A 25,068-nucleotide genomic window follows, 5' to 3' on the forward strand; every position below is an offset into this window, starting at 1 on the left:
ATACATTATCTTTAAAAATGCCATATCTTTTTTTCGATATTCTCATTAAATTTAATTTATACTAAAATGTATAAAATAAAGAGGTGATTTTTTAAATTAAAATTCGTTTAATCTGATTTTTATGCATTTGAACGATATCTGTAAGATAAATTAATTATATGCATTTCAGCGTATTTTTTTTGTATTTTATCGATAATTTTTATATTTGTTCACTAATCGCCTCAAAAAAAGACCATATGGCGCACCATACTAAAAAGTTGATTTTCATTGTTATTGCTGCTTTAAGTTTTAACACTGGTTATTCTCAATTAGGGTTTTCTCACGAAATTGGCGTCATTGCTGGACCTGTTGCTTTTCAGTCAGATTTTGGAGTTCGTAGAGATTTTGAGACCAATGCAGGTAATACTGGTATTGGGATCGGGATCATTCATTATATAAACTTTGCTTATAGAGCCGATTGTAATTGTTACTCAACAGATACATATTGGAATGATCACTTTAAAATTCGTAGCGAAATCTCCTGGAACAAAACAAGACTAGATCATTTTGGGAGATGGGTAGACGAGGCCAGAACAAGTGAAAATGCTGAGCGTTTAAGGCAGCATTCTGGTGAAGCGCAAAATCTCGATATTGGTATGCAGCTAGAATATTTCCCAAAAAGTATTAGAGCTTTCCAGGCAGGAATGTATTCTTTTGCACCTTTTGTGAGCCTTGGAGCGCACTATGTGAATTACAATCCTTCGGCTTCAACAAGATATGGAGATATGAATATTCAGAACCCAAATAACTTCTATTCGTTCTGGGAACCAGGATCAATTAATCCTGAAGGCGGCAGTACTTGGTCTGTAGTTGGTAGTATTGGCGTACGCTACAAGCTTACTATTTTATCGGATTTAATGCTAGACCTCAGGTGGCAATATTATGGCAATAACCTTATAGATGGTCTAGACCATCAGCTCCCTTCAAATAAAGCTAATGATTGGCTTGTCTGGTTAAATTTTGGATATATCTACTATCTGGACTAAGCCTTATACTCTTTTACAGCATCTATAAATGCCTTGGCATTATCTACAGGAATGTTTGGTAAAATACCATGACCTAGGTTCACAATATATCTGTCTTTACCAAACTCGTTAATCATTTGGTGAACCATTCTTTTAATCTCATCTGGTGGTGATAACAGACGAGATGGATCAAAATTCCCTTGTAGTGTTATATTTCCTCCAGTAAGATATCTGGCGTTTCTGGCAGTACACGTCCAGTCTATACCTAGTGCAGACGCATTGGACTTAGACATTTCATGAAGTGCAAACCAACATCCTTTTCCAAAAGCAATAACAGGAGCATAATCTTTTAAAGCCTCAATAATTTGATTAATATATTGCCAGGAAAACTCTTGATAATCGGTTGGTGACAACATTCCTCCCCAAGAATCAAAAATCTGAACTGCATTAACTCCAGCCTTAACTTTCTCCTTTAAATACGCAATTGTTGTATCTGTTATCTTTTGAAGTAATTGATGTGCTGCTACAGGGTTGGTAAAACAAAATGCTTTTGCCTTATCAAAGTTTTTGCTGCCTTGCCCTTGTACGCAATAGCATAGTATAGTCCAGGGTGACCCTGCAAATCCTATTAGTGGAATTTCGTTATTTAGTAATTCTTTAGTGGCTTTTATGGCTTGGTAGACATAGTCGAGTTCGACAGTAACATCTGGGACCACTACATTGTCTACATCTTTCTGAGTCCTCACCGGGTTAGGCAGGTATGGCCCAAAGTTTGGCTTCATCTCTACCTCAATGTTCATTGCTTGAGGAATCACTAAGATATCCGAGAACAAAATTGCAGCATCCATTCCATAACGACGTATCGGCTGTACTGTAATTTCACTGGCTAACTCTGGAGTTCTACATCTTGTGAAAAAATCATACTTCTCGCGGATAGCCATAAACTCAGGTAGATATCGCCCAGCTTGGCGCATCATCCACACAGGTGGCCTATCAACAGTTTCTCCTCTTAATGCTTTTAAAAATAAATCGTTTTTAATCATCATTTTATGTAATAATCATTAACCAGTTCTATAACGCTTTCTACAGTAGGTACTTTAGCTATCTCTACATTAGTAAAGTATTGCCTTGCTGCTTTCGCCGTACTTTCTCCAATACAAAAAGCTATTCCTTTTGCTCTGTTTCGAGAGACAAAACTTTGAACAGTCGATGGGCTGTAAAATAAAGCACCATCTATTTCATGCTCAATTTTAAGGGCATCGAAACGTGTCTGATATGCTTCAACTTCATTGACATTAATATTGTTTTGAGAAAGGATATTTGGCAAATCATCTAATCTCAAATTGCTACAAAAATACGTAACACTACCACCTTCTATATTCTCAACCAAATATTCCGCTAATCGCTTAGCATTCCTCTCCACATGAGTAACAGGTCCTATTTTTTGCTCAATAAGTTTTTTTGTTCGCCTTCCTACACAATAAATCTTCTTAAACTTTAATTCTTCTTTTGGAACAATAGATGTAATAGCCTCAACACCATTTTTGCTTGTAATAACTACATTATCGTGTGGTGCTTTAAGGATACTTGCTTTAATTCTATTGAGTGTTATCTTAATAAAATCAGAGCTTTCGGCTCCAATAGTTTCATTAAAAAGCTGTCTCTGTGCTTCTGTTAAAAGCTTAGTAGAATATACATTGGTCGTTTTCTTCTCTCTTATGAAAGTATCCATTAAACGCTTACCGCCTCGCTCTATAACATAACTTGCGCAAAAGTTAGCGATATCATGATGTTCTCCTACTTTGGCTACCTTATTAACCTCTATTTTCTTAGAACCATCATTACTCAGTAGGACACCTTTAAAATTGACCTCATCATTCTTTATATAGGCTAATGCACCTATTGGAGCTGTACATCCTCCCTCAAGTAGGTTTAGGAATTTACGCTCTATTGTTGTACAAATCTCAGTTTCTTGATGATTTATTTCAGCACAAACAGTCAGCATTTCTTTATCTTCTTCCAAGGCTGTAATTACAACCGCACCTTGTGCTGGTGCCGGAACCATCCAATCTAGCTTTACAGTATTCTTTGGAGTCAATCCTATACGACCCAAACCAGCAGCAGCGAATATAGCGCCATTCCAATGTTCATTATCTTCAAGCTTTTGGAGGCGCGTATTCACATTTCCTCTTAAATCTTCCGTACGGTGTGTAGGGTAACGATTCAGCCATTGTGCTCTTCGTCTTAAGCTTCCTGTAGCAATAACTGCATCTCGTTGAGATAAAAACTCCTCGTTATTTTTGAATACTAAGATATCATTGACATTTCCACGCTTTAGAACTGCAGCTTGTACAATCCCTTTTGGCAATACTGTTGGAACATCTTTTAGAGAGTGAACAGCAATATCAATATCATTATTGAGCATTGCTATATCTAGAGTTCTTGTAAAAATCCCTGTAATTCCCAATTCGTACAAAGGTTTATCCAAGACGATATCTCCAGTTGATTTTACAGGAACTAATTCAGTTTTATAGCCTAAACGCTCTAAGTTTTGTTGAACGGTTTTTGCTTGCCATAGTGCGAGTTCACTATCGCGTGTGCCAATACGAATGATCTTAGACATTGGATGCTGAAGTTTCTAGCTGAAACACCTTTTTTATAAGCTCTAGACTTTCATCAGTAGAACTATCATCCTTTAGGTGATGTGCGAAATGATTGGTAATCTTTTGAATAATATTATTGCTAATGACTTCTGCTTGTGTTTCGTTAAAGTCTGTATGTTTTTTGCGCTGTGCTTCCAATTCAGTAGAAGCAAAATCCTGAAGCTTATGCTTAAGTGCTTTTATTGTTGGAGCAAATTTTCTAGTCTCTAACCACGTGTTGAATTCTAGCTTCACCTCTTCAATAATACGCTCTGCTAATGGAATATGTGCTTTTCTTTTCTCAACGGTTTCATCCGTAATTTGAGATAAATGATCCAAGTGAACTAACGTTACATTATCTAGCTCCTCTACATTATTGTGCACATTTTTAGGAATCGAAAGATCCAAAATCAAATGCTTCTTATCAGAATTGAATAACGACTTATCTATTGTTGGCTTATTAGCTCCAGTAGCAACTATAATAATATCTGAAGTGTTTACTTCTTCTTTTAACTCAACATGGTCTTTAACCACAAGATTAAACTTTCCGGCAATTGCTTCAGCTTTATCTTTCGTTCTATTGATAAGTGTTATATGCTTGTTTTTGGTATGTTTTACTAAATTTTCGCAAGTATTTCTACCAATCTTTCCTGTTCCAAAAAGTAAAATGTTTTTTTCTGAAACCTTTTCAACTGTATTCATAATGTATTGTACAGAAGCAAAAGAAACAGATGTCGCGCCAGAAGAAATTTCGGTTTCAGTTTTTATTCGCTTGCTAGCTTGAATCACGGCATTTATCAAGCGTTCTAAAAATGGATTCAATAATCCTTCTTTTTTTGAAACTCTTGCACTCGTTTTCAGCTGGCTTATGATTTCGAAATCTCCCAATATCTGACTATCGAGACCAGAACCAACTCTAAACATGTGAGAAATTGCATCCTTATTCTTATAAACATAAGCGACTTTCTGAAATGCTTCAACAGTACCTTTAGTGTTGTCACATAGAAGCTTTATAAGCTGAAAGGGATGTTGCGCAAAACCATAAATCTCAGTTCTGTTACATGTAGAAGTGACCAACAGACTCTCTATGCCATCACTTTTCGCCTGCTCTATTAGCTGCGCTTTAGCATCATTATCCAAACTAAAATGGCCTCTAACTTCGGCATCGGCTTTTTTATAGCTTAAGCCAATCGCATAGAACGAGTTACTTTTAGATATGTTATAAGACTGCATCAATAGGGTAGCAATTTTCAGCAAACAAAAATATAAGGCTTCTTTATTAAAAAATAACGCTAGAAGAACTTTAAATATCGTTTGCGGTATTTCGAATGCTTTTTTGACCTAAATCAAAAAAATGCGGTATTTTTACAGCAAAATTGCGCTTTTAGAATGATTTTGTTTGGAATCATTCTAAATAAGAAATTATAAAATCTCAAAAATTTGTTAGAAAAAAGTATCGCTAAAGGGTCTTTCAACGAAATTGCTATCGAAGATGGTTTTTTAGTGCTCACCTTTCAGAATCAATCCAATGCTGTTCAAACGCTTGAACGACACATTGATAGTCGTTTCATTCAGTTCCATTTTTGCCTCAGAGGCAGTATAGATTTTCAATTCAATAATGGAAATTACACATTCGGAATTGCCGAAGAACAATCCTTGTTGCTTTATAATCCTCAACGAGAACTCCCTATCCATTTGGACGCAAAGCCAAAAACTTGGTTGGTGTCTGCATTAATTTCTATTGAAAAATTTCATGGATTGTTTTCGCAAGAAGCCAACTATATTACCTTTTTGAGTGATGATAATAAGGACAAGAAGTACTATTCAGATGCCAAGATAACACCATCGATGACTATTGTTCTTAATCAAATCATTAACTACAACCTCAATCCTTCTGTTCAGCATCTATATACTAAAGGAAAAGTTTATGAGCTCCTGAGCTTATTTTTCAATAAGAATAAAGAAGCTGATATTGAGCAGTGTCCTTTTTTGGTTGATGAATCTAACGTCATAAAAATTAGGAAGGCCAAAGATATTATCATAGCACGTATGGTAGAACCACCAAGTCTTCAAGAATTGGCAGATGAAATCGATTTGAGTTTGAAAAAGCTAAAGGAAGGCTTTAAACAAATCTATGGCGATTCAGTCTATAGTTTCCTTTTTGATTACAAAATGGAAGTAGCCAGAAAACTTCTCGAAGGTGGCAAACACAATGTTAACGAAGTTGGATTAAAAGTGGGCTATAGCACTGCCAGTCATTTTATTTCAGCTTTCAAAAAGAAATACGGCACTACACCCAAAAAATATTTGATGTCATTGAACTAATCTAAATGAAAAGAAAAGGAATTTTATTAGTGAATCTGGGCTCACCAGATAGCCCAAATCCAAAAGATGTAAAAAAATATTTGGATGAGTTTTTAATGGACGAACGTGTTATTGATGTTCCTTACTGGTTACGCAGTTTTATAGTCAGAGGTATCATATTGAATACACGTCCAAAAAAATCGGCTGAAGCTTATCAGAAAATTTGGTGGGAAGAAGGTTCTCCACTTATCGTTATTTCTGAAAACCTGAAAAGCAAAATTCAAGAACAAGTTGATGCACCGATTGCCTTAGCAATGCGTTATGGTAGCATGACGATAAAAAAAGGATTGCAAGAGTTAGCGGACAAAGGTGTTGAAGACGTCTTACTGTTTCCACTCTATCCTCAATTTGCAATGGCTACTACGGAAACGATTTTAGTACTAGCTGAAGATATAAGAAAAGAACATTTTCCAAATCTAAACATAGAATCCGTTCCTGCTTTTTACAACAAATCTGATTACATCAAAGTACTAAGCGATTCTATCGCTGCATCTTTAAAAGATAGGGACATCGACCATTTACTGTTTTCTTACCATGGTGTCCCAGAACGACATATCCGGAAACGCGATGTCACCAAATCGCATTGTAAGATAGATGGTAGTTGCTGTGCAACACCTTCCAAAGCGCACGAGTTTTGCTATCGCCATCAATGCTATGAGGTTACTAGACTCGTTGCCGAACAACTTCAACTAAAAGAGGGCAGCTACTCAACAAGTTTCCAATCTCGTTTGGGGTTTGATCCTTGGCTGCAACCATATACTGATAGAACCATAGAACGATTAGGCTTGGATGGTGTAAAAAATATGGCAATAGTGACTCCAGCATTTGTTAGTGATTGTTTGGAAACACTCGAAGAAATAGCCATGGAAGGAAAAGAACTATTCCACGAGGTTGGTGGTAACGACTTCTTTGTAGTACCATGTTTGAATGACGATCAACCTTTTGTGAATTTGCTTTCAAATTGGATTAACGAATGGGCAACCTCAGAGGTTTTACAAGAGCTTTAAACAAACGATCAGATTAATCTCCTGTAATTTATTAGTATTTTTAAGCTTCATAACCAATTCAAAAAAATCACTATGAGATTATCGTTTTCTCTCACTGTTCTTATTGTCCTATCTCTTTTCAACCTAGAAAGTACTGCTCAAAATTTTGATAAAGAACTGTATTCAGCCTTAGAATATAGATTAGTTGGTCCTTTTAGAGGTGGTCGAAGTGCCGCCGTTACTGGAGTACCAAACCAACCAAATCTATTTTATTTTGGAGCCACAGGAGGTGGTATTTGGAAAACCACAAATGGCGGTAGAGAATGGGAAAATATTTCCGATGGCTTTTTTGGTGGAAGTATTGGTGCAATAGCTGTTGCCAAAAGTGACCCTAATGTCATCTATGTTGGCGGTGGCGAAAAAACGGTTCGCGGCAATGTGTCTTCTGGTTATGGAATTTGGAAAAGCGTCGATGCTGGAAAGACTTGGACAGAATCTGGTTTGAAAAACTCTAGACATGTACCAAGGATTGCTATTCATCCTACTGACTACAATACAGTGTATGCAGGTGTTTTAGGCAACATATATAAACCAACGAATGATAGAGGTCTTTATAAAAGTACAGACGGTGGAAACACTTGGAAAAAAATATTGTTCTCAAACGACCAATCTGGAGTCGTAGATTTGATTATTGACCCTACAAACCCTAGAATCATTTACGCTTCTACATGGCGTGTTCAACGGACGCCATATAGTCTAAGCTCTGGAGGTGTTGGTTCTGCCCTCTGGAAAAGTACAGATGAAGGAGAAACTTGGAAAGAGATTTCAAAAAACAAAGGCTTCCCAACAGATACGTTAGGTATTATTGGTGTAACAGTATCTCCAGTAAATAACCAACGCGTTTGGGCAATGGTCGAAAACCAAGACAAAGGCGGCTTGTACAGAAGTGATGATGGTGGTGAAACATGGACACAAGTAAATAGTGAACGTAAGCTAAGACAACGTGCATGGTATTATACTAGAGTCTATGCTGACACTAAAAATATTGACAAGGTCTACGTACTCAATGTAAGATATCACAAAAGTACAGATGGTGGAAAAACATTCAGCACGCATAATGCACCTCATGGAGACCACCATGATCTTTGGATTGCTCCAGAAAATCCAGATCGTATGGTTATTGGTGACGATGGTGGCGCTCAAGTAACTTATGATGGAGGCGAAACCTGGAGCACTTACCACAATCAACCAACCTCACAGTTTTATAGAGTAACTACTGATGATCATTTTCCTTATCGTATATATGTCGCTCAGCAAGACAATTCAACTATAAGAATTCCTCATAGAACTAATGGTTTTCAAATTGATGAAGACGATTGGGAAAGCACTGCAGGTGGTGAATCTGCTCATATTGCTGTAGATCCAGAAGATAATGACATAGTATATGGCGGAAGCTATGATGGATATCTGACCAGAGTTAATCATAAAAAAGGAACTGTTCGTGCTATAAATGTTTGGCCAGACAACCCGATGGGTCATGGTGCAGAAGGCATGAAGTATCGTTTCCAGTGGAATTTCCCTATTATTTTCTCTAAGCACAATCCCGATCGATTATACACATTTTCTCAGCATGTGCATGTTACTGAAAATGAAGGGCAATCCTGGGAAATTATCAGTCCAGACTTGACACGAAATGATCCTGAGAAACTAAAATCATCTGGCGGCCCAATAACTCAGGACAACACTTCTGTAGAATACTACTGTACCATATTTGCAGCTCAAGAATCACCTTTGCAAGAAGGTTTGTTATGGGTTGGAAGTGATGATGGTTTAGTTCATATTACAAAAGACGGAGGACAAACCTGGGAAAACATTACACCAAAAGGAATGCCAGAATGGATCATGATAAATAGCATAGAACCAAGTGCTTTTGATGCTGGCACATGCTATATCGCTGGAACAAAGTATAAGACTGGCGACTTCGCACCTTACCTCTATAAAACTACTGATTATGGCAAGTCCTGGACAAAAATCACTAATGGTATTAATGCGGAACATTTTACAAGAGCATTGAGAGAAGACCCTAAGCGTAAAGGCCTTCTGTATGCAGGAACAGAAACAGGTATGTATGTATCATTTGATGATGGTAAAAACTGGGAATCGTTTCAGTTAAATTTACCAATTGTACCCATTACGGATTTAACCCTTAAAAATAATAACCTGGTTGTGGCTACTCAAGGAAGGAGTGTTTGGGTTATTGATGATTTGACGCTTATTCATCAATTGTATGACGCTAAAAAAGATGCTCATATCTTATTTAAACCAAAAGACTCTTACAGAATGAGAGGTGGAAGTAGAAAAGGCAGTAAAACTGCTGGAACCAATCACCCTAACGGCGTAATGACCTATTTCTACCTCAAAGATTATGATGAAAAAGATGAAATATCATTAACCTATTTTGATTCCAAAGGAGATACTATTCAATCATTCAACACAAAAAACAAAAAGGAAAACAAACTTACAGTCAAAAAAGGATCGAATCAATTTGTCTGGAATATGACGTACAAAGGTGCAGAACGTCTCAAAGGAATGATCCTTTGGTGGGCAAGCTTGAATGGTCCTAGGGCAATTCCAGGAACCTATAAAGTTGTTTTAAATATTAATGGTGAAACGCTTTCACAAGACTTCAATATTCTGGCTGACCCAAGAGCAGAAAGCTCTCTTGAAGGCATGCAAAAACAATTTGCTTTTGTAAAAGATGTCAATACTACCATGGATAAAGCACATAAGTCCATCAAAAAAATCAGGAATATTAATAAGCAACTGTCTGCGTTTCAAACGCAATACAAGAGAGACGATTCCGTAAAAGATTTATTGGATAAGGCGAAAACCTTAAAAGAACAATTCACCGAAATTGAAGAAGCGCTTTATCAAACTAAAAATAAAAGCCGTCAAGATCCATTGAATTTCCCAATACGATTGACCAACAAACTGGGACATTTGAACTCATTGGTATCTATGGGAGATTTTCCACCAACAGATCAAGACATTGCTGTAAAAAATGATTTGACCAAAAAAATAAATGAACAGCTAAATGCTTTCGATAAGCTTGTTGATGAAGAAATCAAAGCATTTAATAATGCCTTCAATAGTAAAAACTTAAACTATCTTTTTGTTAAGGACTAAATGGAATACTACAATTATATAAAAGCGCTGCACCTCATCTTTGTAATCACATGGTTTGCTGGGCTATTTTACATACCAAGGCTATTTGTATATCAAATCGAAGCGTTTCACAAACCATCTCCAGATAAGGAAATCCTTGGAGATCAACTTAAGCTTATGGCAAAACGACTATGGTACATCATTACCTGGCCTTCGGCAATACTAGCTACACTATTTGCCATCTGGTTGATTATTCTTATCCCCTCTTGGCTGGAGCAAGGTTGGATGCACGTGAAATTGACTTTTGTACTGTTACTCATTATATATCACTTTAAAACCCACCAATATTTCAAACAACTACAAAAAGATACTGTAAAAGTCTCTTCAAACTTTATGAGAATATGGAATGAAGGCGCCACATTCATACTATTTGCAGTTGTATTTCTGGTTATTTTAAAGAATGCTATCAATTGGATTTTTGGTGTTATCGGAATTATAGTCCTTGGTATTTTATTGATGCTTGGGTTCAAACTCTATAAAAGGATTAGAGAGAAAAACCCAAATGCATGAGTAAATAAGAAATTCCAAAAGTCAAATTCCAAGATCTCTTTTTGGGGTTTAATTTTTTGAACAATGGAATTTATATGTTTGGTTTGATTATTGCTATATTTAGAACAATCTTAGTTTTCTAGATGAAATTAAAAAAATTGTCCCTTCGCGTACGCATCTTTATAGCCATGATAGTGCTCATACTATTGGCTTCCGTACTTATTGCAGCTGTAGCTATATATCAGTATAGTGAAGAGACACAAGATTACCATAAACAACGTCTAGAACGTAAGGAGCAAAACATAAAAACACATCTTGGTTTTGTTTTAGATGAAACGACTTATCCTATTGAGACTGAAAAAGTCCCTTTAATTTTTAAGGAAAAAATCTTCGAAGTTGCAAATATCCACAACCTTCCGATTATTCTATATGATCTCGATGGTGCTTTGCTTATCACTTCTGAAGCTAACTTGAAACCAGAGCTCGCTGAGAAATGTATCGATGCCGAAATACTAAACACCCTTTCTCATACTGCCGAACACCGTTTTGTAAACAAGCGACAGGAAGATAACGAAACCTTTCAATCCTCATATAGTTATTTGCTTGATAACAAGTCTAAGAATTTGGCAATAGTAAACCTTCCCTATTTAGAGAATGATGATTTTCTGGCAAAAGAGTTGAATGAATTTCTAGAACGTTTGGGCTACGCCTACATATTGATGTTGATTATTGCCGTTGTTCTGGCTTATTTCCTTTCAAAATATATAACCAAATCGATTCAATCTATAGGCGATAGAATTAAAGCAACACGCCTCGAGAGACGTAATGAAAAGATTGAAGTTGGAGAAACCAGTGAAGAAATTTCAGCACTTATTGAATCGTATAATAGCATGATCGATGAGCTTGAAGAGAGTGCTGTAAAATTAGCTACTAGCGAACGTGAACAAGCCTGGCGAGAAATGGCAAAACAAGTTGCGCATGAGATCAAAAACCCATTGACACCAATGCGATTGAGCGTACAGAGTTTCCAAAGAAAGTTTGATCCGGAAGATCCAAATATTCATCAAAAAGTAGATGAATATTCTAAAACGCTTATTCAACAAATTGATACCATGAGCTCCATAGCATCTGCATTTTCAAACTTTGCTAAAATGCCTGCACAACAAAACGAAATGCTCAATGTTGTTGAAATCACGCGACTTGCTTTAGACATTTTTAATGAATCTTTCATCTCTTTCAATTGTGACGAAAAAGAAATCATCGCCAAGTTCGACAGAACACAACTTATCCGAGTAGTCACTAACCTTGTTAAGAATGGTATCCAAGCTATTCCTAATGATCATCAAAGTCCAAGGGTTGATGTTTCTGTTCTTTTAGACAATGAATTAGTAAAAATTATCGTTGAAGATAATGGTGCTGGGATTACCGAAGAAAACAAGCCCAAAGTGTTTGAACCTAAGTTTACAACCAAAACCAGTGGAATGGGATTAGGTCTAGCGATGGTAAAAAACATTGTGGAAACTTATGACGGAAGTATTACCTTTACATCAGAATTTGGAGAAGGTACCACATTTACGGTGTCTTTCCCAAAAGAATAAATCAACAATCTCATGTCGTATAAAAACATCTTAACGGATTTCCGTGATGGAATCTGTACCATAACTATCAATAGACCAGATAAATTAAATGCCTTAAATCAGGAAACTATTAATGAGCTTCACGATGCTTTTGAAGCTGAAAACAATGATCCAGATACCAAAGTTATTGTCATTACTGGTAGTGGTGAAAAAGCATTTGTAGCTGGTGCTGACATCAGTGAATTTGCAGATTTTTCTGTTCCTGAAGGTGAGCAATTAGCAGCTAATGGTCAAAACGTTTTATTTGATTTTGTTGAAAATCTATCGACGCCTGTAATTGCTGCAGTAAATGGTTTTGCACTTGGAGGTGGATTAGAATTAGCCATGTCTGCCCACTTTAGAGTGGCTAGCGATAATGCAAGAATGGGATTGCCAGAAGTATCTCTAGGCGTTATCCCTGGTTATGGCGGCACACAACGTTTGCCACAGCTTGTAGGGAAAGGCAGAGCTATGGAAATGGTTATGACAGCTGGTATGATTGATGCTAACCAAGCACTTAATTATGGGCTTGTAAACCATGTTACCTCTCAAGAGGAATTGTTGCCATTGTGCTACAAAATTGCGGGCAAGATTATGCGAAATTCATCTGTGGCTATTGGTGCAGCAATTAAAGCTGTAAATGCTAACTACAAAGATGGAGTCAACGGTTTTGATGTAGAAATCAAAGAATTTGGAAACTGCTTTGGGACTGAAGATTTCAAAGAAGGTACTTCTGCATTCTTAGAAAAACGCAAGGCTGATTTTCCTGGGAAATAATCTAATTATTGGACAAGAATTTTGAAATAAAATACCAAAATCACTATAAACTTTATATTCCTTTTAAAGACAAAATTGTTTTTGAATCTGAGCTGGAAAAGCAGGGAATTAAATACTATTGTATTACATCTGAGGATAATAGTGAAAAATATTTTTTGCTAGATTCAGACTCTCAAAGAGTTGATAAAATCTTAATTGATAATCAGATATTTGCCAATATTGAATCTAACCCAATTGGTAACTTCAGTGATGAAAAAAAGATGGCTAGAATATACCTATTGACAGTATTGGTTATTGTTGTCATTATAGTCGTTTCTGTAATATTTGAAGTTCTAATATTCTAATTTGTTAATAACACAAAATTATTGTTTCACATTTGATTAATTTTATTTGTAATTTTACAATAAATTACAAATATGTTAAACAAATCTACCATAAAAGGCCGTGGCGCTCAGCAAAATGTTCATAATCGATTCTTTGAACACAGTCACGAAATACGAGATGATTTTCTAGAATATTGTGAGCGCGAAGGTGACCTAGCCGAGCATAACAAAACACTGTACTTAGAAGTATTCCCAAAAACCATAGTCAATAAAGTGACAAGCCCAGACATCGGGATGATGTACTCCATGAATCCTTATCAAGGCTGCGAACATGGTTGCATCTATTGTTATGCAAGGAATAGTCACGAGTATTGGGGCTATAGTGCTGGTCTAGATTTTGAACGTAGAATTCTTATTAAAAAAGATGCTGCCAAGTTATTAGAGACTTTACTCAAAAAGAAAAGCTGGAAAGCCTGCCCTATTGTACTTTCCGGAAATACAGATTGCTATCAACCTGCGGAAAAAAAGTTTGAACTAACAAGGCAATGTCTTGAGGTGTTTCTCAAATTCAAACATCCTGTTAGTATTATTACAAAAAACGCCTTGATACTTCGGGACCTAGATGTTTTAACAGAACTCACAAAAGACCAACTTATAAGTGTCAATGTCTCTATTACTTCTCTAAAAGAAGACACAAGACGTATCTTGGAACCTAGAACTGCAACTATAAAAAGACGTTTGCAAACCGTTGAGTCTTTAAGCAAAAATGGAATCCCAGTTAATGTGATGCTCGCTCCTATAATACCCTCAATAAACAGTCATGAAATACTCCCTTTAGCAAAAGCAGTTTCAGAAGTTGGCGCCTCATCGATTGCGCATACTATTGTAAGACTTAATGGAGCAATAGGTGAAATTTTTACCGACTGGATTAAAAAGAAACTCCCCGAACGAGCAGATAAAGTCCTTCATCAAATTGAAAGCTGTCACAACGGAAACCTTAACGATAGTCGATTTGGCACTCGCATGCGAGGCGAAGGAAAAATTGCAGAACAAATTAATAGTTTAATGCGATTGGCAAGGCTTAAATACTTCAAAAATAAGTCCATGCCAAAATTAAATACTGAGCTTCATGAGCAATACAAAAATGGGCAAATGAAACTGTTTTGATTATTGTACGAAATTTCTATATTTGCGGCTCTTTAATCAATTTAATTTATTCAAATACAAATTTTTATGAAATTCAACCTCACCCCGTTTATCCTTGGATTAATCACTTTATTTTCTTTTAGTTGTAGTAGTGACGACTCGTCAAATGATCCTTCAGATCCTCCAACTGAAATCCAAAGATTTATTGAAAGTATTACTGTAGTATCTGCTCAAGATCCAGCTGAAAATACAACTATAAACGTAACTTACGATACAGATGGTAAAGTAACTAGTGTTACTGATGGTGTAGACACAAACTTATTCATATACGATAATGGCGCATTATCTAACATTACTGGTGGTGGTGACAACCTTAATGTTTTAGAATTATATGACACACCTCAAGATGCTTTCGAGTTTGGAGAAGTTACTCAATACGATAACAATGGAAACCCAGTACAACTTACACTTTTAGACGAAGAATACGACTGGAATACAAACTCATATACTACAGTAGTTTATACTGCTGAGATTTCTTATGACAACAAGCCAAATCCTTACTTCTATACTTTAGATGCTGCTGGGATTATAGATGCTTTAGACAACATTGAGTTAAACTTTAGCTCAGATGTTCAGAACCCTCAATTGGTTCAAGCTAGAATGTTGTTGCCAGCTAACAATCCAAGCATGATCACAATTAAAGATGCTGATAATGTAACTACGCATACTGTAAACTTTGACTATGTTTACAATGCTGATGATTATCCAACTTCAGCTTCAGTTACAGCTACTGATGTAATGGACAATTCAACTAGCATCTACACTGCAACATACACTTACAGACAGTAAGAAACATTTATATTCTATATAGAAAGAGCAGCCAAATGGCTGCTCTTTTATGTTATATCCTTTTCGAAGATAATCTTGGTTTGTTCTTTTTCGTTGGTATAAACTGAGATGATATCAAAGCCTCTCTTCAAGTTCAAAATTATCATTGGCTTGAATCGATTCATGGACTTTGTTCTTAATTTAGTGTAACCTTGCTCTCTCGCCTTTTCTTCCTGAAGCTCTGCCAGATACTGTCCAATTCCTTTTTGCCTATGAGATTCTCTCACGCCTCCAACCCAGCTATAAAAAGTATACTCATCATAGCGATACCCAATCTTGAAACCAATTAGATTCGTTCCATCATAAGCTAATACAATAAGAACGTTCTGCTTAGTGTTGAGTCGTTCTTCAAAAAAATGAAGATCGGCATCTTCAAAAATAGATGTATAAATATTTTTTAAATCTTGAAGAGCATCTTGTTGTGGAATGCCTTCCAAAACCTTATATGAATAGTTATCGTTTCCCATCCCATTCGGCATAAAACTGTTCCAAATACTCCTCCATATACTTATGACGTTGTTCAGCTATTTTTTTACCAGTTTTGGTATTCATCTTTGATTTCAGGAGCAATAGCTTTTCATAAAAATGATTGATGGTTGGCGCAGTCGATTTTTTATATTCTTCCTTTGTCATATTTAGGTTAGGAGGAATTCCAGGGTCGAACATTTTCCTGTTTTTGAAACCTCCATAGTTAAATGCTCTGGCAATACCAATTGCACCTAGAGCATCCAAACGATCTGCATCCTGAACCACTTTCAATTCATCTGAAGTCCATTGGTTTTTTTTATCTAGAGACTTACTAAAAGATATGTTTTCAATAATTTTTACCACATGCTCAATAACAGTAGAATCTACGTTTTGAGAAAACAAAAACTCGCGTGCTTTCATTGGGCCAATTGCTTCATCTCCATCATGAAATTTAGAATCAGCAATATCATGCAATAGCGCAGCGAGAGCAACAACAGTTGCGTCTACATTTTCAGTTTTAGCAATCAGCATCGTATTGTTATAAACACGAAGTACATGAAACCAATCGTGTCCGCCTTCAGCATTTTCTAAAGTAGTTTTTACAAAATCTTTTGTAGTCTCTATTAGCTTAGAATCACTCATTAATAATTGCTTCTGTTATTGTGCTTTCAATCTGTTGTATTAATCCTTCTTTGTTTTCTAAATCAATTTCCAAAGGCTTGTGAACTGTGAACTTTAAATGTGCTCCTATTCCCATCGGAAACTTTCCATAACGCAAGGTCTTCCATGAATTATTTACAGTTATCGGAACAATCAACGCATTGGGTACAGATTCAAATAAGGTTATCAATCCCTTTTTCTTGAAAGGCTTCGGAACGCCAGTCCTGCTTCTGGTTCCTTCAGGAAAAATAACTGCTGCCCAATTATTGGTCTTAACGCGTTCTCCAAACTCTTCTATCGCCTTTATGGATTGAACAGGGTTCTTTCTATCGATTAATGCGGAGCCTCCATGTCTCAAATTGTAAGACACACTTGGTATGCCTTTACCCAATTCTATCTTACTAATAAACTTTGGGTGATGCTTTCGCATGTACCAAATCAATGGTGGAATATCGTACATACTCTGATGATTAGACACCATAATCAAAGGTTTATCTGTATCTATTTTGAATTCATTCTGAAACGAAAACCGAGTACCCAAAACATTAAGACTGCGCATGATAAAAAACTGTAACCAGTCAACACTTATTTTATGTGCTTTGTACCCAAAAACGTTTTTGCAAAACCACTGAATCGGATGAAAAACAACTAAGGTCAATCCGAAGCATAAGAAATAAAGTACAGTCAAAGGGTAGGCTAATAGCTTTTGCATGAAGCAAATTTAGAAAAGCTTATTCGAAATCAGAGTTTAAAATTTCAATTTCATAAATTCCTGTCTGACATTCTGTGCTAAAATCCCAATTAGAGATTTTATTAATGTATTCATAATCAATTGGTATGCTATTTTTAAGCACAGAAAGACTGTCAATTCTCCAATGCTCAGAGAAAAAATCATAACTAAACGGATCTACTGGACAACATTTTCCACAATTGCCTCCACCTAAATAAACTATTTCACTTTTCAACTCTGGCAATATCAAAACCTCTTCAATTAACTCATAATCTTCTTCTTCATTTAATCTATAAACCTGTACCAAAAGGTCATCATCCGTTGCATTAGTAACGTTTAAATTATATCCATAATAGTAGTCACAAGATGTCAACGCTATAAGAGTCAATAAACAAATAATAGTATTTCTCAAGGCGAATATTTTTAACGATATATTCATAAGATGCAAATCAACAAAAATGGTTGCGCCACAAAACAAAAAACCACGCTGCAAAAGCGTGGTTTAAATATTTAAAAATCTTCTCTTCTTAGCAATGATCGTTATAAGCGTCCATAAGATTCTCTGCAATCATTTCAGCAGGACGTCCTTCAATGTGGTGACGCTCCAACATGTGTACTAATTCTCCATCCTTAAACAATGCCATGCTTGGTGAGCTTGGCGGAAAAGGAATCATATATTCTCTTGCTTTATCTGTAGCTTCTTTGTCTACACCTGCAAAAACAGTAACTAAATGATCTGGATGCTTTGCATTTTGCAAACTCAATCTGGCTCCTGGTCTAGCATTTGCTGCTGCACAACCACAAACCGAATTTACAACCACTAATGTAGTACCCGTTTTCGCTATTGCTGCATCTACTGCTTCTGTTGTATGTAATTCTTCAAAACCAATATTGGTTAAATCTTCGCGCATTGGTTTTACTAATTCTGCTGGATACATATCTCTTATTTAAATTAATTTCTTTTTAATGAATTGCAAAGATACCAATTGTGTAACAAATCTTGGTTTTTATCGCCTTACAAATATTATATTTGGTCATAAATAAAATCTATAGCTTACATGAGTATTTCTAAGTGGATTGGCGCATCGATAGGATGGTCTTTTGGAGGACCAATTGGAGCCATTATTGGTTTAGCAATTGGAAGTGTTGTAGATGCCATGGCATCTAGTCAAAATAATCCGCTTTTGGGAGAGAGTGATTACTCTCAACGAACCAAAAGAAGACCACAGCACAGAACAACTCAACGAACCAGAACACAACGGCAAAGAGCTCAGACACGTTCTGGAGATTTTGAAGTGAGTCTTCTAATCTTGGCATCTATAGTTATAAAAGCGGATGGCAAACAGGATCAAAGAGAGTTAGATTTTGTACGCCGACAGTTTACAAACATGTATGGTAAGGAACGTGCTAACAATGCCTTTAAGCTATTCAAAAACATAAGCAAACAGAATATTTCAACGCGTCAAGTGTGTTTGCAGATTAGAGATATGATGGACCATCCATCTCGATTGCAACTTATGCACTTCTTATTTGGAATTGCCAAGGCTGATGAAGTCGTTGCAGAGAGTGAGATTAAGCAGATCTATACTATATCTGGATACTTAGGAATTAGCAACAAAGATTTTGAAAGCATCAAAGCCATGTTCTACAACAGCAGAGAGCAAGCCTATAAAATTCTTGAAATTTCCAAGTCCGCTACAGATGATGAAGTGAAGCGTGCGTATAGAAAAATGGCTAAAAAATATCATCCAGATAAAGTTGCACATCTTGGGAAAGAACATCAAGATGGTGCCGAAGAGAAGTTTAGGCAAGTGCAGCAAGCCTATGAAACCATTCAACAAGAACGAGGGTTTTAGTCTAGATTATGTATTGGTTAATTGGAATAGTCATTGTTTTTATCATCGCTTTTATAATCATAAAGCTAGCGTTCAATACTGATGAAAATCCAGACTCTCAACTTGGTATTTTAGAGCATCCTAGTGCTTTTGAAAAGTCAGGCATAGAACGTGTTGATAAAGCTGCTAAAAAAGATGATGTCAACACTCTAGAACTTTAAGAACAATTTAACATCAACCCAAAATCTGAACCCAAAAAACTGGACGTATCTATTTAACAAGAAAAGACCTACCTTTCTTTTAAATCTAAGTTCATTTTAAATCCATCAACCCTATGCAAATCAAGAAATTTTTGGTTTTAGCACTCATCATTGCTTTAGCCGCTTCGTGCAAAAAGAAAGACACAGAAACAGATAATCTTTTCCGATTCAAAGATTTCATTAGCTACACAACTTCAGGACAAGTCTCTGTTACAGCACCAATAGAAGTAAATTTAGCCAATAGTGTAGCGGGTTGGGAACTCGATCAAGAAATTGACGACAATATTCTATCCATAAAGCCACATGTTTCTGGTAAACTTATCACTAAAGGCAAGCGTAAGCTACATTTTATACCAGATGAGTCATTAGATTCAGATACAGAATATACTGTGACTGTAAAGCTCGGGAAGATCTATAACGACATTCCTTCAGAATTCAAAAACTATACGTTTCAATTCAAAACCATAACGCCAAACTTCAATATTGTGACTAACAGTTTGCAGTCCTATTCTAAAGAATGGCAATACATTGGCGCAACTATAAAATCTGCTGATGTTATAAAACTTGGAGATGCCAAAAAGCTAGTTAAAGTCACTCAAGATGGAAAGGAACTTAATCTGGTATGGGATGAATCTGCAACTTATGAGAGAAATTTTGGTTTTAAAATAGACAGCATACATCGTCTTGTAGAAGATTCAAAAATTAAAGTGGTTTGGGATGGCAAACCTATTGATGCAGATCATTCTGGTGAAAATGAAATCGTTATCCCTGGCAAAAACAACTTCACGATAACAAAGGTCGATGTTGTACAATTTCCAGAGCAATTGCTGAGCATCAACTTTTCAGACCCTATAAAACCTCAACAAAACTTTGATGGATTGGTCACTATTCAAAACAGTCAAAATCCAAGATTTGTTGTAGTGGGTAATGTACTTAATGTCTATCCTAGCAATAAATTAGTTGGGAACATTCAGGTAGATGTCTTTCAAGGCATCAAGAATACTGATGACTATAAACTAAGAAACCCTTTTTCAGAACTTATCACTTTTGAAGATATAAAACCTCAGGTAAGACTCTTAAACAGTGGTGTTATTTTACCAAACTCCAAAGAGCTTACTTTCAATTTTGAAGCCGTAAATCTTAGTGCTGTAGATGTCAGAATCATAAAAATATTCGAAAACAATGTGCTTCAATTTCTACAGGAAAATGATCTAAATAGTAACAATCGTCACGAAATTCGAAGAGTTGGTCGTCGTATTGCCAAACAAACAATACAATTACAAACCGAAGCAGAAAATAATGGAAAGTGGAAATCTTACGGTATAGATCTTTCCAAATATTTTAAAGCAAATCCAGGGTCTATTTATCGCGTAGAATTAAGCTATAAAAAAGCTTACTCACTATACAATTGCGAGAGCAATCCAAACATTACCAATTCTGAAGATAATGAGGATTATTACGAAGAAGACTATTATGAAGATGATTACAATGATTATGCTGAAACAACACCTGAAGAAGATGACATAAGAGAAGAAGAGTATTGGGATAATCTTACTTACAATTATAGACGCAACAGATATTATAACTGGAGACAACGAGATAACCCATGCCATCAGGCCTATTTCAACGAAAACAAAATAGTATCGCAAAATCTATTATCGTCTAACCTTGGTGTTATTGTAAAGCATGGTGCCAATAAGGATTATTACTTTGCTGTAACCAATATCTTAAATACTAATCCAGAAAGTAATGCTACAATCAGGCTTTACAATTACCAACAGCAAGAACTAACGTCTGCTAAAACAGATACCGATGGTTTAGCACAACTGCAAACTAATAATCGTGCAGCCTTTGCTGTAGTTACCAAAGGTGAAAATGCCACATATATTAAGCTTAGAGATGGCAAGTCATTATCCTTAAGTAAGTTCGACGTTTCTGGTCATCGTTTGCAACGCGGTCTTAAAGGATATATTTATGGCGAAAGAGGTGTCTGGAGACCAGGTGATACATTGCACTTATCCTTTATGCTGAATGACAGTGGTAACAAATTACCTAAAGGGCATCCTATAAAACTTGAAATCACAGACCCAAATGGAAAACTAGCCTATAAAAAAGTAACACCAGATAACCTCAACAATCTATATACCTTCTCTGTCCCTACTTCTACAGAAAGTAAAACAGGGAATTGGAATGCTAAGATTTCTGTTGGTGGCGCTAAGTTCTACAAAGCCCTCAAAGTTGAAACCGTAAAGCCTAATCGCTTAAAAATAAAATTCGATTTCGACGAAGACATTCTATCGGGCAACAAACCGTTTCAAGGTGATTTGGATGTAAAATGGCTTCATGGTGCGCCTGCTAAAAACGTTAAGACGGAAATCAAAGCTAAGTTTAGCAACTCTTATAAAGGTTTTAAAGATTACAAAAATTATGTCTTCCGTGATCCTGCGAGAAAATTTCAAACTGAAGAGACTATCATTTTCGAAGGCAATGTCAATGAAGATGGTTTAGCCAAAATCAACAAACAACTCAGTATTGGAAAAAGTGCACCGGGGTTATTGAATGCACAATTCTTGGTAAGAGCTTTTGAAAATGGAGGTGATTTCTCGATGGATGCATTCTCAAAAACCTATGCACCTTATGATGCTTTTGTCGGTCTCAAGTCCCCTAAAGGTAGAGCCTATGGTTCATTCTTCACTAATGAAGATCAAACATTCGATATTGTAGTTGTTGACCCTCAAGGAAAGCCTATAAAACGAGATGGGCTCGAGGTAAAGGTTTACAAAATCAATTGGCGTTGGTGGTGGAATTCTTCATACGATAATTTAGCATCATACGTAGCTAATTCATATCATAAGCCTTACAAAAACATGACGTTGAATACCAACGGCAAAGGCAAAACAAGTTTCACAATTAATATTCCAGAAAACGAACGTGGTCGTTACCTCATCAGAGTTGTCGATCCAAAGAGTGGTCATGCGACAGGACGTATTGCCTATTTCTACAGAAACTGGTGGCAAAACGCTTCTAATCAGAATCAGGAAAATGCTAAAATGCTGATATTCTCTGCAGATAAAGAGCAATACAATGTAGGAGATAATGCGGTATTAACGTTCCCTTCTGGCAGCGAAGGACGAGCCTTAGTAAGTATTGAAAACGGCACCGAAATCTTACAGCAACAATGGGTAAAAACAGTTCCAGGTGAAACTAAAGTTACCATTCCTATTACTTCTGAAATGGCTCCAAATGTATTTGCGAATATTTCATTGCTACAACCTCATGCGATTACGGCAAATGATTTACCAATACGCCTATATGGTGTTATTCCTATTATGGTTGAAGACCCTGTAACCAAGCTAGAACCTGAAATACAAATGCCTAATGAATTAAGGCCAGAACAGGAGTTTGAAGTAACAGTTTCTGAAAAAAACAACAAAGCCATGACCTACACTATTGCCATGGTTGAAGAAGGATTGCTGGATCTTACCAGATTTAAGACACCAAATGCTTGGGATGAGTTTTATAAGCGTGAAGCCCTAGGTGTAAAAACTTGGGACATCTACGATGATGTCATTGGAGCTTATGGCGGAAGTATTGACCAGGTCTTTGCAATTGGTGGTGATGGCAGCGCAGCAGGTGGTAAAAACAAAAAAGCCAATCGCTTTAAACCTGTAGTGAAGTTCTTAGGTCCTTTCTCAATAAGTCCTGGCAATAGTAAAACTCACAAGATAAAAATGCCTAACTACATTGGTTCTGTAAGAACTATGGTGGTTGCAGGTAACGTTGGAGCAGAAGCCTATGGAAGCACAGACAAAACTGTAAAAGTCAATAAACCGTTGATGGTATTGGCGACTTTACCTCGTAAGTTAAGCCCAGGTGAAAAAGTAACACTGCCTGTAACGGTCTTTGCTACTAAAAACAACATTAAAAATGTAGACATCAGCTTAAAAATGAGCGACGGTATTTCTGTAGTCGGTAACTCTTCTCAACGATTAAATTTTGCTAAACCTGATGAAAAAATGGCGTTCTTCGAACTCGATGTCAGCAAAGCTAAAGGCATTAATACAGTAGAAGTCATAGCAAAAGGACATGGTGAAACTTCAAAATATAAAGTAGAGCTAGATGTAGTTAACCCAAATCCTTATACTTCAAAAGTTCATGAAATTACGTTAGAGCCTAACGCAACCCAGGAGTTCTCTTTTGATACATTTGGTGTGGATGGTACTAATTCTGCAACTATAGAGTTTTCTACCATGCCACCGATGGATTTTTCTCGTCGTCTACAGTATTTGATTCGATATCCCCATGGTTGTGTGGAGCAAACCACATCGAGTGTGTTCCCGCAATTATTCCTAGCAGATATTTTTGATTTGCCTTTCGATAAGAAGAAAGAAATCCAATCTAATATTGAAAATGGCATAAAGCGTCTAGGTAATTTCCAAAGACCAAATGGTGGAATGAGTTATTGGATTGGAGAGCACAGTGCCAATGATTGGGGAACAAGTTATGCTGGACATTTTATGATTGAAGCTGAGAAAAAAGGCTTTGTATTACCACTGACCTTTAAAAGCAACTGGATTCGTTATCAGAAAGAAGTCTCAAGGCAATGGCGTCCTAGTTATCGCCATTACAATTCAGATTTAGCGCAAGCCTATCGTTTGTATACTCTTGCCTTGGCAGGTAGTCCAGACTTAGCATCAATGAACAGACTACGAGAATTCTCCGAAATCTCCAACGAAGCCAAATGGCGATTGGCTGCAGCTTATGCTTTAGCTGGACAAAAAGAAGCTAGTGATGCAATTGCGGCTACAGCAAATATTGAGTTCGAACCCCCTAGATCTAATTATTACACCTATGGTTCCGTAAACAGAAATAGAGCAATGGCACTAGAAACCATGGTCATTACTAAAGATAATCGCTCCCGAGAGATGGCTAAAACCATTGCTAAGGAATTATCAAGTAGTCGATGGATGAGCACACAGACCACTGCTTATAGTCTTTTGGCTATGGCAAAAATGGTAAATGCTAATGGTGGAAAAGCTTTAAAGATTCAATTCACTAATGATGGACAATCCCAAACTATCGATACCCAAAGTGCTATTGCGCAACGAGACTTGACGGTAAACAACGGAAAGAATACCATAAGTATTACCAATCAAGAGAATAACGTTGTGTTTGTTAGAGTGCTTAACTCTGGAAAACTGGCTCTAGGTAAAGAAGTGAGCGAACAAAGAGGTCTTAGTGTATCTGTAGTCTACAAAGATTTGCAAGGAAACAACATTGACATCCGTAAATTACAACAAGGACAGGATTTTGTTGCTACTGTAAAGGTCTCTAATTTGAAGTATGAAAATGTTAATGATGTCGCACTCACTCAAATATTCCCATCGGGTTGGGAAATTGTGAACACACGATTTACAGATTTTGGAAGTAGTACCACTAGTCAAGCCAGATATACAGATATCAGAGACGATCGTGTAAACTTTTATTTCGACTTAAGAAAGAAAGGTAAACCTGGTGATGACAGAACCTTTAATGTAATGCTCAATGCTGCCTATTTAGGAACATATTACCTCCCAGGAGTTCAGGCTGAAGCTATGTATGATAATGAGTTCCTAGTTAGAGGAAAAGGACAATGGATAACCGTAGAAAAATAAA

General features: G+C 36.4%; 21 protein-coding genes. 13 read left to right on the forward strand and 8 right to left on the reverse strand.

Features of this window, described 5'->3' with window-relative positions; all coding sequences use genetic code 11:
• Positions 1-236 precede the first annotated feature (236 nt).
• Entirely contained in the window at positions 237-1,025 is a 789-nt protein-coding gene (locus tag NCE97_RS00560) for a THC0290_0291 family protein (protein WP_353776917.1), read from the forward strand.
• On the opposite strand, the gene hemE is transcribed toward NCE97_RS00560, so the two are convergent.
• The 3 genes from hemE to hemA are packed head-to-tail and all read right to left on the reverse strand — an operon-like array spanning position 1,022 to position 4,879.
• Complete coding sequence (hemE, locus tag NCE97_RS00565) at positions 1,022-2,047, reverse strand: uroporphyrinogen decarboxylase (protein WP_353776918.1); 1,026 nt, start codon at positions 2,045-2,047, stop codon at positions 1,022-1,024. The genes NCE97_RS00560 and hemE overlap by 4 nt on opposite strands.
• Entirely contained in the window at positions 2,047-3,627 is a 1,581-nt protein-coding gene (hemC, locus tag NCE97_RS00570) for a hydroxymethylbilane synthase (protein ID WP_353776919.1), read from the reverse strand. Before hemC ends, hemE begins: the two co-directional genes overlap by 1 nt.
• Positions 3,620-4,879, reverse strand: a complete 1,260-nt coding sequence (gene hemA, locus NCE97_RS00575; RefSeq protein ID WP_353776920.1) for a glutamyl-tRNA reductase — start codon at positions 4,877-4,879, stop codon at positions 3,620-3,622. The genes hemC and hemA overlap by 8 nt, the downstream gene beginning before the upstream one ends.
• A 207-nt stretch (positions 4,880-5,086) precedes the next feature.
• On the opposite strand from hemA, the gene NCE97_RS00580 reads away from it, so the two are divergent.
• The 9 genes from NCE97_RS00580 to NCE97_RS00620 all read left to right on the forward strand — a co-directional run bounded on the left by NCE97_RS00580 (position 5,087) and on the right by NCE97_RS00620 (position 15,421).
• Entirely contained in the window at positions 5,087-5,971 is an 885-nt protein-coding gene (locus NCE97_RS00580) for an AraC family transcriptional regulator (protein WP_353776921.1), read from the forward strand.
• Between the two features lie 5 nt (positions 5,972-5,976).
• Positions 5,977-7,017, forward strand: coding sequence for a ferrochelatase (hemH, locus tag NCE97_RS00585; protein WP_353776922.1), 1,041 nt, complete (start codon positions 5,977-5,979; stop codon positions 7,015-7,017).
• 72 nt (positions 7,018-7,089) lie between these two features.
• Positions 7,090-10,182 (forward strand): VPS10 domain-containing protein, encoded by a 3,093-nt coding sequence (locus tag NCE97_RS00590; RefSeq protein WP_353776923.1) that lies wholly within the window; start codon positions 7,090-7,092, stop codon positions 10,180-10,182.
• On the forward strand, positions 10,183-10,731 hold the full coding sequence (locus NCE97_RS00595) for a CopD family protein (protein WP_353776924.1): 549 nt from the start codon (positions 10,183-10,185) through the stop codon (positions 10,729-10,731). It abuts the gene before it with no gap.
• Between the two features lie 122 nt (positions 10,732-10,853).
• A complete protein-coding gene (locus NCE97_RS00600) occupies positions 10,854-12,308 on the forward strand; it encodes a sensor histidine kinase (protein ID WP_353776925.1) in 1,455 nt (484 codons plus the stop codon).
• Between the two features lie 12 nt (positions 12,309-12,320).
• Positions 12,321-13,103, forward strand: a complete 783-nt coding sequence (locus tag NCE97_RS00605) for an enoyl-CoA hydratase/isomerase family protein (protein ID WP_353776926.1) — start codon at positions 12,321-12,323, stop codon at positions 13,101-13,103.
• A 155-nt stretch (positions 13,104-13,258) separates the two neighbouring features.
• Complete coding sequence (locus NCE97_RS00610; protein WP_353776927.1) at positions 13,259-13,447, forward strand: hypothetical protein; 189 nt, start codon at positions 13,259-13,261, stop codon at positions 13,445-13,447.
• 72 nt (positions 13,448-13,519) lie between these two features.
• The gene (locus NCE97_RS00615; RefSeq protein WP_353776928.1) at positions 13,520-14,593 is read left to right on the forward strand and encodes a PA0069 family radical SAM protein; all 1,074 of its coding nucleotides are present in this window, start codon (positions 13,520-13,522) and stop codon (positions 14,591-14,593) included.
• A gap of 66 nt (positions 14,594-14,659) precedes the next feature.
• Complete coding sequence (locus tag NCE97_RS00620; RefSeq protein WP_353776929.1) at positions 14,660-15,421, forward strand: hypothetical protein; 762 nt, start codon at positions 14,660-14,662, stop codon at positions 15,419-15,421.
• 47 nt (positions 15,422-15,468) lie between these two features.
• On the opposite strand, the gene NCE97_RS00625 is transcribed toward NCE97_RS00620, so the two are convergent.
• The 5 genes from NCE97_RS00625 to NCE97_RS00645 form a co-directional block, all read right to left on the reverse strand.
• Positions 15,469-15,927 (reverse strand): GNAT family N-acetyltransferase, encoded by a 459-nt coding sequence (locus NCE97_RS00625; protein ID WP_353776930.1) that lies wholly within the window; start codon positions 15,925-15,927, stop codon positions 15,469-15,471.
• The gene (locus NCE97_RS00630; protein ID WP_353776931.1) at positions 15,914-16,570 is read right to left on the reverse strand and encodes an HD domain-containing protein; all 657 of its coding nucleotides are present in this window, start codon (positions 16,568-16,570) and stop codon (positions 15,914-15,916) included. The genes NCE97_RS00625 and NCE97_RS00630 overlap by 14 nt, the downstream gene beginning before the upstream one ends.
• A complete protein-coding gene (locus tag NCE97_RS00635) occupies positions 16,563-17,300 on the reverse strand; it encodes a lysophospholipid acyltransferase family protein (RefSeq protein WP_353776932.1) in 738 nt (245 codons plus the stop codon). The genes NCE97_RS00630 and NCE97_RS00635 overlap by 8 nt, the downstream gene beginning before the upstream one ends.
• A 19-nt stretch (positions 17,301-17,319) precedes the next feature.
• Positions 17,320-17,757 carry a hypothetical protein gene (locus NCE97_RS00640; RefSeq protein WP_353776933.1) on the reverse strand — a complete coding sequence of 146 codons (438 nt, stop codon included), beginning with the start codon at positions 17,755-17,757 and terminating at the stop codon, positions 17,320-17,322.
• 88 nt (positions 17,758-17,845) lie between these two features.
• On the reverse strand, positions 17,846-18,256 hold the full coding sequence (locus NCE97_RS00645) for a BrxA/BrxB family bacilliredoxin (protein WP_353776934.1): 411 nt from the start codon (positions 18,254-18,256) through the stop codon (positions 17,846-17,848).
• 120 nt (positions 18,257-18,376) lie between these two features.
• Here NCE97_RS00645 and NCE97_RS00650 point away from each other — a divergent pair, with 120 nt between their 5' ends.
• The 3 genes from NCE97_RS00650 to NCE97_RS00660 all read left to right on the forward strand — a co-directional run bounded on the left by NCE97_RS00650 (position 18,377) and on the right by NCE97_RS00660 (position 25,067).
• Positions 18,377-19,174 carry a TerB family tellurite resistance protein gene (locus NCE97_RS00650; protein ID WP_353776935.1) on the forward strand — a complete coding sequence of 266 codons (798 nt, stop codon included), beginning with the start codon at positions 18,377-18,379 and terminating at the stop codon, positions 19,172-19,174.
• An 8-nt stretch (positions 19,175-19,182) separates the two neighbouring features.
• Positions 19,183-19,374, forward strand: a complete 192-nt coding sequence (locus NCE97_RS00655; protein WP_353776936.1) for a hypothetical protein — start codon at positions 19,183-19,185, stop codon at positions 19,372-19,374.
• A gap of 113 nt (positions 19,375-19,487) precedes the next feature.
• Positions 19,488-25,067: an alpha-2-macroglobulin family protein gene (locus tag NCE97_RS00660; protein ID WP_353776937.1), complete on the forward strand. Its 5,580-nt coding sequence runs from the start codon at positions 19,488-19,490 to the stop codon at positions 25,065-25,067.
• Position 25,068: the final 1 nt, after the last annotated feature.

The sequence above is a fragment of the Winogradskyella sp. 3972H.M.0a.05 genome, from assembly GCF_040493455.1.
Classification (GTDB): domain Bacteria; phylum Bacteroidota; class Bacteroidia; order Flavobacteriales; family Flavobacteriaceae; genus Microcosmobacter.

Excerpts from the sequence above, each read along its gene's own strand:
- NCE97_RS00590 (WP_353776923.1), top strand. The coding sequence starts at position 7,090 with ATGAGATTATCGTTTTCTCTCACTGTTCTTATTGTCCTATCTCTTTTC.
- NCE97_RS00560 (WP_353776917.1), top strand. The coding sequence starts at position 237 with ATGGCGCACCATACTAAAAAGTTGATTTTCATTGTTATTGCTGCTTTA.
- NCE97_RS00615 (WP_353776928.1), top strand. The coding sequence starts at position 13,520 with ATGTTAAACAAATCTACCATAAAAGGCCGTGGCGCTCAGCAAAATGTT.
- NCE97_RS00655 (WP_353776936.1), top strand. The coding sequence starts at position 19,183 with ATGTATTGGTTAATTGGAATAGTCATTGTTTTTATCATCGCTTTTATA.
- NCE97_RS00660 (WP_353776937.1), top strand. The coding sequence starts at position 19,488 with ATGCAAATCAAGAAATTTTTGGTTTTAGCACTCATCATTGCTTTAGCC.
- NCE97_RS00630 (WP_353776931.1), bottom strand. The coding sequence starts at position 16,570 with ATGAGTGATTCTAAGCTAATAGAGACTACAAAAGATTTTGTAAAAACT.
- NCE97_RS00635 (WP_353776932.1), bottom strand. The coding sequence starts at position 17,300 with ATGCAAAAGCTATTAGCCTACCCTTTGACTGTACTTTATTTCTTATGC.
- NCE97_RS00645 (WP_353776934.1), bottom strand. The coding sequence starts at position 18,256 with ATGTATCCAGCAGAATTAGTAAAACCAATGCGCGAAGATTTAACCAAT.
- hemE (WP_353776918.1), bottom strand. The coding sequence starts at position 2,047 with ATGATTAAAAACGATTTATTTTTAAAAGCATTAAGAGGAGAAACTGTT.
- NCE97_RS00650 (WP_353776935.1), top strand. The coding sequence starts at position 18,377 with ATGAGTATTTCTAAGTGGATTGGCGCATCGATAGGATGGTCTTTTGGA.
- NCE97_RS00600 (WP_353776925.1), top strand. The coding sequence starts at position 10,854 with ATGAAATTAAAAAAATTGTCCCTTCGCGTACGCATCTTTATAGCCATG.
- hemH (WP_353776922.1), top strand. The coding sequence starts at position 5,977 with ATGAAAAGAAAAGGAATTTTATTAGTGAATCTGGGCTCACCAGATAGC.
- NCE97_RS00595 (WP_353776924.1), top strand. The coding sequence starts at position 10,183 with ATGGAATACTACAATTATATAAAAGCGCTGCACCTCATCTTTGTAATC.
- hemA (WP_353776920.1), bottom strand. The coding sequence starts at position 4,879 with ATGCAGTCTTATAACATATCTAAAAGTAACTCGTTCTATGCGATTGGC.
- NCE97_RS00620 (WP_353776929.1), top strand. The coding sequence starts at position 14,660 with ATGAAATTCAACCTCACCCCGTTTATCCTTGGATTAATCACTTTATTT.
- hemC (WP_353776919.1), bottom strand. The coding sequence starts at position 3,627 with ATGTCTAAGATCATTCGTATTGGCACACGCGATAGTGAACTCGCACTA.
- NCE97_RS00605 (WP_353776926.1), top strand. The coding sequence starts at position 12,321 with ATGTCGTATAAAAACATCTTAACGGATTTCCGTGATGGAATCTGTACC.
- NCE97_RS00625 (WP_353776930.1), bottom strand. The coding sequence starts at position 15,927 with ATGGGAAACGATAACTATTCATATAAGGTTTTGGAAGGCATTCCACAA.
- NCE97_RS00640 (WP_353776933.1), bottom strand. The coding sequence starts at position 17,757 with ATGAATATATCGTTAAAAATATTCGCCTTGAGAAATACTATTATTTGT.